Source organism: Streptomyces sp. NPDC058955 (genome assembly GCF_042741435.1).
Classification (GTDB): Bacteria; Actinomycetota; Actinomycetes; order Streptomycetales; family Streptomycetaceae; genus Streptomyces.
Genome location: NZ_JBHYKM010000016.1, coordinates 40,951 through 49,885 on the forward strand (window position 1 = coordinate 40,951; position 8,935 = coordinate 49,885).

The 8,935-nt window shown below is 73.1% G+C and carries 7 protein-coding genes and 1 tRNA gene; 6 read left to right on the forward strand and 2 right to left on the reverse strand.

Features of this window, described 5'->3' with window-relative positions:
* Positions 1–131: 131 nt before the first annotated feature.
* The 3 genes from ACFW1I_RS09595 (at position 132) to ACFW1I_RS09605 (ending at position 3,003) form a co-directional block, all read left to right on the forward strand.
* Complete coding sequence (locus tag ACFW1I_RS09595) at positions 132–1,820, forward strand: MFS transporter (RefSeq protein ID WP_384668110.1); 1,689 nt, start codon at positions 132–134, stop codon at positions 1,818–1,820.
* Between the two features lie 71 nt (positions 1,821–1,891).
* Positions 1,892–2,665, forward strand: a complete 774-nt coding sequence (lepB, locus tag ACFW1I_RS09600; RefSeq protein WP_384668011.1) for a signal peptidase I — start codon at positions 1,892–1,894, stop codon at positions 2,663–2,665.
* A gap of 44 nt (positions 2,666–2,709) precedes the next feature.
* Positions 2,710–3,003: a hypothetical protein gene (locus ACFW1I_RS09605; RefSeq protein ID WP_384668012.1), complete on the forward strand. Its 294-nt coding sequence runs from the start codon at positions 2,710–2,712 to the stop codon at positions 3,001–3,003.
* Between the two features lie 59 nt (positions 3,004–3,062).
* Here ACFW1I_RS09605 and ACFW1I_RS09610 read toward each other — a convergent pair.
* A tRNA-Arg gene (locus ACFW1I_RS09610) sits at positions 3,063–3,138 on the reverse strand.
* Positions 3,139–3,215: 77 nt separating this feature from the next.
* On the opposite strand from ACFW1I_RS09610, the gene ACFW1I_RS09615 reads away from it, so the two are divergent.
* Positions 3,216–4,847 (forward strand): class I adenylate-forming enzyme family protein, encoded by a 1,632-nt coding sequence (locus ACFW1I_RS09615; RefSeq protein ID WP_384668014.1) that lies wholly within the window; start codon positions 3,216–3,218, stop codon positions 4,845–4,847.
* Positions 4,848–4,901: 54 nt separating this feature from the next.
* Here the strand turns inward: ACFW1I_RS09615 and ACFW1I_RS09620 are convergent, their stop codons facing one another.
* Complete coding sequence (locus ACFW1I_RS09620) at positions 4,902–6,173, reverse strand: M6 family metalloprotease domain-containing protein (RefSeq protein WP_384668017.1); 1,272 nt, start codon at positions 6,171–6,173, stop codon at positions 4,902–4,904.
* 270 nt (positions 6,174–6,443) lie between these two features.
* On the opposite strand from ACFW1I_RS09620, the gene ACFW1I_RS09625 reads away from it, so the two are divergent.
* Both ACFW1I_RS09625 and ACFW1I_RS09630 read left to right on the forward strand, forming a co-directional pair.
* Complete coding sequence (locus ACFW1I_RS09625; RefSeq protein ID WP_384668112.1) at positions 6,444–7,124, forward strand: TetR/AcrR family transcriptional regulator; 681 nt, start codon at positions 6,444–6,446, stop codon at positions 7,122–7,124.
* A gap of 111 nt (positions 7,125–7,235) precedes the next feature.
* A complete protein-coding gene (locus tag ACFW1I_RS09630) occupies positions 7,236–8,777 on the forward strand; it encodes an MFS transporter (protein ID WP_384668020.1) in 1,542 nt (513 codons plus the stop codon).
* Positions 8,778–8,935: the final 158 nt, after the last annotated feature.

Consider the following 8,935-nt stretch of genomic DNA (forward strand, 5'->3'; position numbering starts at 1 on the left):
CCCCCACCACCCCCGGTTCACCCTCGCGAATAGTGCTCCCGAACCAGCGCTCCGCCCCCGAGCGGACCACGCCCCCGACGCCGCCGCCGGCCCCCGCTCCGCCGCGCCGGCGCAAGCGCCGCTACCCGGTGATGGTGGCGACGGGCGTCGCCGCGCTGCTGCACGTCGTGTGGTTCTTCTACTTCGCGAACAGCGGCGGCGACCTCGCGGCGCAGGACGCCTGGGCCGAGTTCGTCGGACGGCACCCGGACTCCGCGTACAACCTGGCCTGGTACGGGGGCATGCACCCGGTCTCGTACAGCGTGGTCTCGCCGTACGTGATGTCGGTGCTCGGCGTCCGCTCGACCATGATGATCGCGGGGACGCTCTCCGCCGCCCTGACCGCGCTGATCCTCGTGCGGGTCCCGGCCGTCCGGAACCCCATGGCGTGCTCCCTCGCGGGCGTCTTCGCCTTCCTCTGCAACGCCCTGTCGGGCCGGGTGACCTTCGGGCTCGGCATGATGTTCGCGCTCGGCGCGGTCGCCGCCGTCTTCTGCTGGCCGCACCGCTGGCGCCGCAAGCGCTGGGCGAAGGCGGCCGTGGCGGTGCCGCTGTCCGGGCTCGCGACGGCGTGCAGCCCGGTCGCCGGCCTGTTCCTCGGGGTCGTGGCCGCGGCGCTCTTCCTCAACAAGCGGCGCCCGGGGGCGTACGCGATCGGCCTCGCCCCGGTGGCGATCGTCGCCCTCTCCTCCTGGCTCTTCCCCTTCTCCGGCACCCAGCCGATGGCCTTCGCCTCGACGGCGCTGCCGCTGGCCTTCGGGATCCTCGTCCTCGTCCTCGTGCCGAGCGACTGGCGCACGGTCCGCACCGCCGCCGCCTGCTACACCGTCGGCACCTTCCTGACCTGGCTGATCGACTCCCAGATCGGCTCGAACATCTCGCGGCTGCCGATGCTCTTCGCGGGCGTGGCGCTGCTGGCCGCCCTGCCGTACGCGCGCCCGCGCTCGCGCCGCTGGTACGCGCTGGTCGTCGCCTTCCTCGGCCTGAACTTCTGGATCGGCTTCAAGGGCGTCGACGACGTGATCCGCACCCGCCCCGACGCCTCCTGGGCCTTCGAGGTGGCGCCGCTGATCAACCAGCTGCAGGTGCGGGACGCCCGCAAGGCGCGGGTCGAGGTCGTGCCGGCCTCCAGCCACCGCGAGTCCTCCGCGCTCAGCCCGTACATCAACCTGGCGCGCGGCTGGAACCGCCAGGCGGACATGGAGCGCAACCCGCTCTTCTACGACGACACCCTCAACGCCGTGAACTACCGCGAGTGGCTGCACCGCTGGTCCGTCCGGTACGTCGTCCTCCCCACGGGCGCCCCCGACTCGGGCGCGGAGCGGGAGGCGGAGCTCGTCGCCCAGGGCCTGCCGTACCTGAACCAGGTGTGGGCCGACGCGAACTGGCGGCTGTACGAGGTCGCCGACGCCACGCCGCTCGCGGACGCCCCGGCCCAGGTCGAGCGCGCCGCGGAGAACGAGGTCGTCCTCCGCCTCGACCGCCCGGCCCGGATCAAGATCCGCGTGCCGTGGTCGCCCTGGCTGGCGCTGATGGACGAGAACGGCGGCAAGCTGGAGCCCCCGCAGGAGACGGAGGAGTCCAAGCTGGCGCGGGAGGAGTCCGAGAAGGAGATCCCGAAGGTCTTCGCCAACGAGAACGGCTGCCTGCTGAAGGCGGAGCCGGACGAGGAGGGCGACGAGTGGACCGAACTGATCGCCCCCAAGGCCGGTACGTACCGCCTGGCGGCCCCGTACAAGCTCTTCCCGCGCGGCACGGCCTGCCCGGAAGAACTCCGCTGACGGTCACTCATAAGGAGGGTGAACGCCCGGGAAGGCTGCGACCCGGTGGACTCCGGGCCTAGGGTCGTCCCATGCGGCAGGAACAAACTGAATCGGGGACGGCGGACGTGACGGACGCGGGAGACGTGGCGACGGACCTGAGGCCCGACCCCGAGGCACCGGCCTCCGACACCCGGCCGCCGAAGCGCCGCCGCCTCTCGCCGTGGGTGGAGTACCCCCTGCTGGCCGCGGTCGCGCTGGTCCTGGCCTTCCTGATCAAGACCTTCCTGGTGCAGGCGTTCCTGATCCCCTCGGGATCCATGCAGAACACCCTCCAGGAGGACGACCGGGTCCTGGTCGACAAGCTCACCCCCTGGTTCGGCTCGGAGCCCGACCGCGGCGAGGTCGTCGTCTTCCGCGACCCCGCCGACTGGCTCGCCGGCCACGAACTGAAGCCCCCCAGCACCACCCAGAAGGTCCTCGGCTTCGTCGGCCTGATGCCCGCGGCCGGTGAACAGCACCTGATCAAGCGGGTCATCGGCGTGGCCGGCGACACCGTCGAGTGCCAGGGCACGGGCCCGGTCAAGCTCAACGGCCGGCCGCTGGACGAGCCGTACGTCTACGAGGGCAACACCCCGTGCAGCAACGACGCCGGCGGCCAGTTCCGGATCACCGTCCCGGCCGGCCACCTCTGGGTGATGGGCGACCACCGCCAGCACTCCCAGGACTCCCGCTACCACCAGAACGACGGCCGGGGCGGCATGGTCCCCCTCACCGACGTGGTGGGCCGGGCCGTCGTCGTCGCCTGGCCGGTCCCGAACTGGTCCACCCTCCCGGTCCCGGACACCTTCGAAGCCCAGGACTGACACGCACCGAGCACCGCGCACCGAGCACCGAAAGCGAGCCCCAGATGGCCATCATCGTCACCTTCGACTTCCCCGGCGCCGGCCCCGACCTCTACGACACGGTCATCCACCGCGTCACCGCCGGCCAGGGCTTCACCCGCTTCGAGGACGTGTCGAACCCGGGCCTCATCTCCCACGTGGCAGGCCCGGTGGACGGCGGCTTCCGCGTGACCGAGGTCTGGGAGAGCCCGGAAGCCCTCGAATCCCACGCCAAGACCTTCGCCCCCATCCTCGCCGACCTCGGCTACGCCGACGCCCAGCCCACCATCACCCCGGCCCACAACGTCGTCGTCGCCTGACCCCCGCCCCCGCGCAAAGCGAAGGACCCCCACCGAAACCGGTGGGGGTCCTTCCGCCATGGTGCCCCCGGCAGGATTCGAACCTGCGACACCCGCTTTAGGAGAGCGGTGCTCTATCCCCTGAGCTACGGAGGCGGGGCCGGGGACAGCCTAGCGGATGGGGGGTTGGGGGGTGGGGTCGTGGGTCAGACTGGGGGTCGGTCGGAGGAGGAGTGGTGGGGTTGAGCGGGGACCTGGGGCGGCTTGTCGGGGGTGGGGGGCCGTTCGAGGTGCGGGACGGGGTGTATGTGCGGGGGCCCCGGACCTTGCGGGAGTTCGTCGAGGTCGTGTGGGGGTTCGGGGACCGGGTCTTCCTCGTCGACGACGGGGGGACGGTCACGTACCGGGAGTTCTTCGACGCCGCCTGCGGGCTGGCGCGGCGGTTGGTGGGGGAGTACGGGCTGCGGCGGGGGGACCGGGTCGTCGTCGCCATGCGGAACCTGCCCGAGTGGCAGGTCGCCTTCTGGGCGGTTCAGCTCGCCGGGCTCGTCGCCGTGCCCTTGAACGCCTGGTGGACGGAGGAGGAGTTCGCTTACGTGTTGGGGGACTGCGAGCCGGGGCTGTTGCTCGTCGACGGGGAGCGGGTGCCTCGGGTGCGGGCCTGGGCGCGGCGGGCCGGGGTGCCGGGGATCGTGTTCCGGGGGGAGGCGGAGGACGGGTTCGTCGCGTACGAGGCCGATGACGATCCGCTGCTCGGGCCGCCGGACGTCGAGGTGCTCGGGGAGGACGACGCCACGGTCTTCTACACGTCGGGGACCACCGGGCGGCCCAAGGGGGCCGTCGCCACGCAGCTCGCGCAGGCCGGCGCCGCCATGCATCCGCGGTACTTCGCCGCGGCCGCGGCGCTCGCGCGCGGGGAGCGGCCGGGGGGTGGGGCGCCGGTCGTGTCGCTGACGACGTTCCCCTTCTTCCACGTGGCCGCCTTCACCTCGCTGTACGCCGTGATGGCGGGCGGCGGGACGCTCGTCATGATGCGGAAGTGGGATCCCGCCCGGGCGCTGGAGCTGATCCGGGAGCACCGGGTCACGCATTATGCGGGGGTGCCCACCACCGCCCTTCAGCTGCTCGCGCTCGCCCGGGAGAGCGGGGATCCGCTGGAGTCGCTGGTGCTGCTGAGCACGGGCGGGGCGGCGGCGCCGCCGGGGGTCACCGGTGGGCTCGCCGCGGGGTACGGGGAGCGGATCGATCCCCGGAACGGGTACGGGCTCACCGAGACCTGCGGTGGCGTCCTCGCCAACGTCGGGGCCGAGTACCGGGCCCATCCGGGCAGCGTGGGGCGGCCGTCGCCCGCCACCGAGGTGCGGATCGAGGGGGCCGGCGAGGACGGGGTCGGCGAGCTGTGGCTGCGCGGGCAGTCGCTCTTCCGCGGGTACTGGCGGAACGAGGCCGCCACCCGGGCGGCCTTCGCGCCCGGTGGCTGGTTCCGGACCGGTGACCTCGCCCGGGTGGACGGCGAGGGGCGGGTCACGATCGTCGACCGGCTCACCGACCTGGTGATCCGGGGCGGCGAGAACGTGTACTGCGTGGAGGTCGAGCAGGCGCTGCAGGCCCATCCCGACGTGCTGGAGGCCGCCGTCGTCGGGGTGCCGCATCCGCTGCTCGGCGAGGAGGTCGGGGCCGTCGTACGGCTCCGGCCGGGCGCCGCGGCCGACGTGGAGGCGCTGCGGGCGCACGTCGCCGCGCGCCTCGCCGCCTTCAAGGTGCCCGCCCACGTCCTCGTACGGACGGAGGAGCTGCCGCGGAACCGGGCCGGGAAGCTGCTCAAGGGCGCGCTGCGGGGGCTGGTGGCTCCCGGGGGCCGGTGAGGGGGGTCGGTGAGGGGGCCGGTGAGGGGGCCGGTGGAGGGGGGCCGGGCCTCCTCAGCCCCTGCTCACCCGGACCCGGAAGGTGCCGTCCGCGCTCTCGTCGACCACGCCTATCCGGATGCCGTGGGTGCGGTCCGTGAAGGTCTCGCCCGGGCGGTAGGGGGCGTCGGAGAGTTCCGCGTGGACGTTGGGGCGGCGGGTGCAGCCGCCGCTGGCGTGGTCGCTGTCGGAGACCGTCACCGGGCCGTGGCCGGTGTCGACGTCGGACTCGACGCGGTAGACGAGGACGCCCGGTTCGCAGACGGCCTCGTCGTTGCCCTCGCGGGTGCGGACCTCGACGGCGTATCCGGTGGTGTCGGAGAGCGGGACGAAGACGAGTTTGGGGCCGCCGGCGACGGCCAGCGGGGTGAGCAGGTGCTCGCTGGTGCCGGTGGCGGAGGCGCAGCGGATCTGGTCGTTGTCGAGCCAGCCGAGCTTCCACTTGTGCCAGCCGAGGAGGTCGTTGTTGGCCCCCCAGTCCTCGGACATGATGTCCCAGTGGCCGACCGTGCCGCCGCCGTCGGCGGTGTAGAGGTCGGGGAGGCCGAAGACGTGCCCGTTCTCGTGGGGGAGGACGCGGTAGCCGGTCTGCGGGTAGCTGCCGGAGCCGTCGTCCTGGCGGCTGTAGACGAAGGACGTGTTGGCGAGCGGGACGCCGTCGGCGTAGGGCGCGTCGTCGTTGCCGGAGAAGGTCACGGACAGGACGGTGTCCAGGGCGGAGGGGCCGGCGTTCGGCGTGACCAGGACGTTGACCAGGTCGTAGGCGCTGAAGTCGACCTTCGCGTCGGACGCCTTCACGATGTCCTCGACGAAGGAGCGGTAGCCCGGTTCGTAGGGGGCGCCGCGCTCGATGCCGTACGAGGAGAACGGTCGTGGCATCCGCAGCCAGTCGGGTATCGGGGTCTCGGCCTGGTACTGGAGCCGGCCGTAGGAGCTGACGCGGAACCAGTCGGAGGTCTGCGGGAAGAACTCGCGGAAGCGGGCCATGGCGGTGCCCTCGCCGCGCGCGTCGGGGAAGTCGACCATGAGCGTGAGGGCCCGGATCCGGCCGGTGGAGCGGGCGTACCCGGGGGCGGTCGGCAGTCCTTCCGACATCTGCACGCCCATGGAGGTGGCGATGCGGCACGGTCCGAGCCGGGTGGTGTCCGGCGCGGCGGCCACCGGGCCGGCCGAGGCCGGGGCGGGCCCGGGGAGCGTGGTGCTCGCCGAGACGAGCACGGTGAGCAGAAGGGCCGTGGTCGCCGCGAGGGCGACCGGTCTGCGTATCCGCCGGCGGGTGTGCTGCATGCGGTCGCCTCTCCGGTCGGGGCCAGGTCAGCGGCGTGGTGCCGTGCGATCAGCCTGTGCGGAGCGGTGCGGGGGCGCGCGCCGGGTGGACCGATCGTGGGTATCCGGCGACGGGGAGTGCGGTGTGAGCCAGGTCACATCGCGAGCCGAAATATCCGGGGATTCCTTCCCCGTTTAGGAGAGAGTCCGACGAAGTGGGGACTGTTTCCCCGGATGGCTCCGAAAGGCTGAGGAGGTCCTGGCGTGAGTGGCGCACCCGAGGTGAGTGGCGTGGTCCGCGCCGGCGGGCCGGACGCGGCGGACGCCGCGCCGGTGCGGCGCGTGCCCCGGCCGCGCGCCGACGCCCTGCGGAACCGCGAGCGGCTGGTGACGGCGGCCCGCGAGATGTTCGTGGAGTTCGGCCCCCTCGTCCCCTACGACGAGATCGCCCGCCGGGCCGGCGTCGGCAACGCCACGCTCTACCGGAACTTCCCCGAGCGCGCCGACCTCGTCCGCGAGGTCGTCCTCTCCCTGACCGCCCGGGTCGCCGAGCTCGCCGAGCGGGGCGCCGCGTCGGTCGTCAGCGGCGAGGCGGACGCCTTCGAGGCGGTCCGGGGCTTCGTGCACGGCGCCGCCGACGAGCGGGTGGGCGCGCTCTGCCCGATGCTCGACGCGGGCTTCGACCACGACCATCCGGACCTCGTCGCCGAGCGGGACCGCCTGGAGGAGTCCGTCGAGGCGCTGCTCGGTCTGGCGCACGCGGCGGGCCGGCTCCGCCCGGACGTGGGCGCCGGCGACCTGCTGGTCGGCATCTCCCAGCTCACCCGGCCGCTGCCCGGCACCGGCTGCGCCGCCTTCGCGCCCTTCGTCCACCGTCATCTCCAGCTCTTCCTCGACGGCCTGGAGGCGCCCGCCCGCTCCGTGCTGCCGGGCTCGGCCGTGACCCTGGAGGACCTGAGACGCGACGCGTGACGGCGGCCCTCCGCCCCTGACCCCTCGCCGGCCCTCCCCGGCGGCGTACGGGCTCACAGACCTGCAGAACTTCCTTTTTCTTCGCTTTCGCACCAAGAGGTGGCTACCCCCATGCCCGGAACCGCCGAGACCGCACGGTCGACGGCCGCCGTCCAGCCCGACCCCGGTCGCTGGAAGGCCCTCGTCTTCATCGCCCTCGCCCAGCTGATGGTCGTGCTCGACGCGACCATCGTGAACATCGCCCTCCCCTCCGCCCAGCAGGACCTCGGCATATCGGACGGCAACCGGCAGTGGGTCATCACCGCCTACGCCCTCGCCTTCGGCGGTCTCCTGCTCTTCGGCGGCCGCATCGCCGACCTCTGGGGCCGCAAGCGCACCTTCGTCGTCGGTCTGATCGGCTTCGCCGCCGCCTCCGCCCTCGGCGGCGCGGCGACCGGCGAGGCCATGATGCTCGGGGCCCGCGCGCTCCAGGGCGCCTTCGGCGCGCTGCTCGCGCCCGCCGCGCTCTCGCTGCTCGCGGTGACCTTCACCGACGCCAAGGAGCGCGCCAAGGCGTTCGGCATCTACGGCGCGATCGCCGGTGGCGGCGGCGCCGTGGGCCTGATCCTCGGCGGCTTCCTCACCGAGTACCTGAACTGGCGCTGGACCTTCTTCGTCAACATCCCGTTCGCCATCGTCGCCGCCGTCGGCGCCTACCTGGTGATCCGCGAGCCGGCCGGCGGCCGCAACCGCTCCGCGCTCGACATCCCCGGCGTGATCCTCTCGACGCTGGGCCTGGTCGCGCTCGTCTACGGCTTCACCCGCGCCGAGTCCGAGGGCTGGAGCGACGCCGGCACGATCGGCATGTTCGTGAGCTCGGTGGTGCTGCTCGGCGCCTTCGTCCTCGTCGAGGCCAAGGTCAAGAACCCGCTGCTGCCGCTGCGCGTCCTCACCGAGCGCAACCGCGGCGGTGTCTACCTGTCGCTCGGCCTCGCCGTCATCGCGATGTTCGGCCTCTTCCTCTTCCTGACCTACTACCTCCAGGTCGTGAAGGGCTACTCGCCGGTCATGACGGGCTTCGCGTTCCTGCCCATGATCGCGGGCATGATCATCGGCTCGACCCAGATCGGTACGCGGCTGATGACCCGGGTCCCGCCGCGGCTGCTCATGGCTCCCGGCTTCCTGACCGCCGCCATCGGCATGCTGCTCCTGACGCAGCTGGAGGTCGGCACCTCGTACGCCGGTCTGATCCTGCCCGCGCAGCTGCTGCTCGGCCTCGGCATGGGCACCGCCTTCATGCCGGCCATGTCGCTCGCCACGCACGGCGTGGAGCCGAAGGACGCCGGTGTGGCCTCCGCGATGGTCAACACCTCGCAGCAGGTCGGCGGCGCCATCGGTACGGCCCTGCTGAACACGATCGCCGCCTCCGCGACGACCGCGTACCTCACCGACCACGCGGCCGGCGCGACCACCCCGGCCGCCCAGCAGCTGCTCCAGCTCCAGGGCATGGTCGAGGGCTACACCGCCGCGATCTGGTGGGCGGTCGGCATCCTGGTGGTCTCTGCGGCCATCGCGGCCGTGATGATCACGACCGGGAAGCCGGACACCGGCGCGGTCGCCGGCTCCGGCGAGGGGGCCGACGGCGAGGTGAAGGTGCCGGTCATCGCGCACTGACCCCGGCGCCCCCGTCGCGCACCGACCCCTTGCGCGCACCGCCCCTTCCGGGGCCGCCGGGGCGGGGGCCGGGCGGCCGGGACGGGGCCGGGGCGGGTCGGGGCCCCCCCGCGCCACGGCCTACGCCCTAACCCGCCTGGTAGTGCCGCGCTGGTGGT

Coding starts and splice junctions, on each gene's coding strand:
- ACFW1I_RS09595 (WP_384668110.1), top strand. CDS start 132: ATGGTGGCGACGGGCGTCGCCGCGCTGCTGCACGTCGTGTGGTTCTTC.
- lepB (WP_384668011.1), top strand. CDS start 1,892: ATGCGGCAGGAACAAACTGAATCGGGGACGGCGGACGTGACGGACGCG.
- ACFW1I_RS09605 (WP_384668012.1), top strand. CDS start 2,710: ATGGCCATCATCGTCACCTTCGACTTCCCCGGCGCCGGCCCCGACCTC.
- ACFW1I_RS09620 (WP_384668017.1), bottom strand. CDS start 6,173: ATGCAGCACACCCGCCGGCGGATACGCAGACCGGTCGCCCTCGCGGCG.
- ACFW1I_RS09630 (WP_384668020.1), top strand. CDS start 7,236: ATGCCCGGAACCGCCGAGACCGCACGGTCGACGGCCGCCGTCCAGCCC.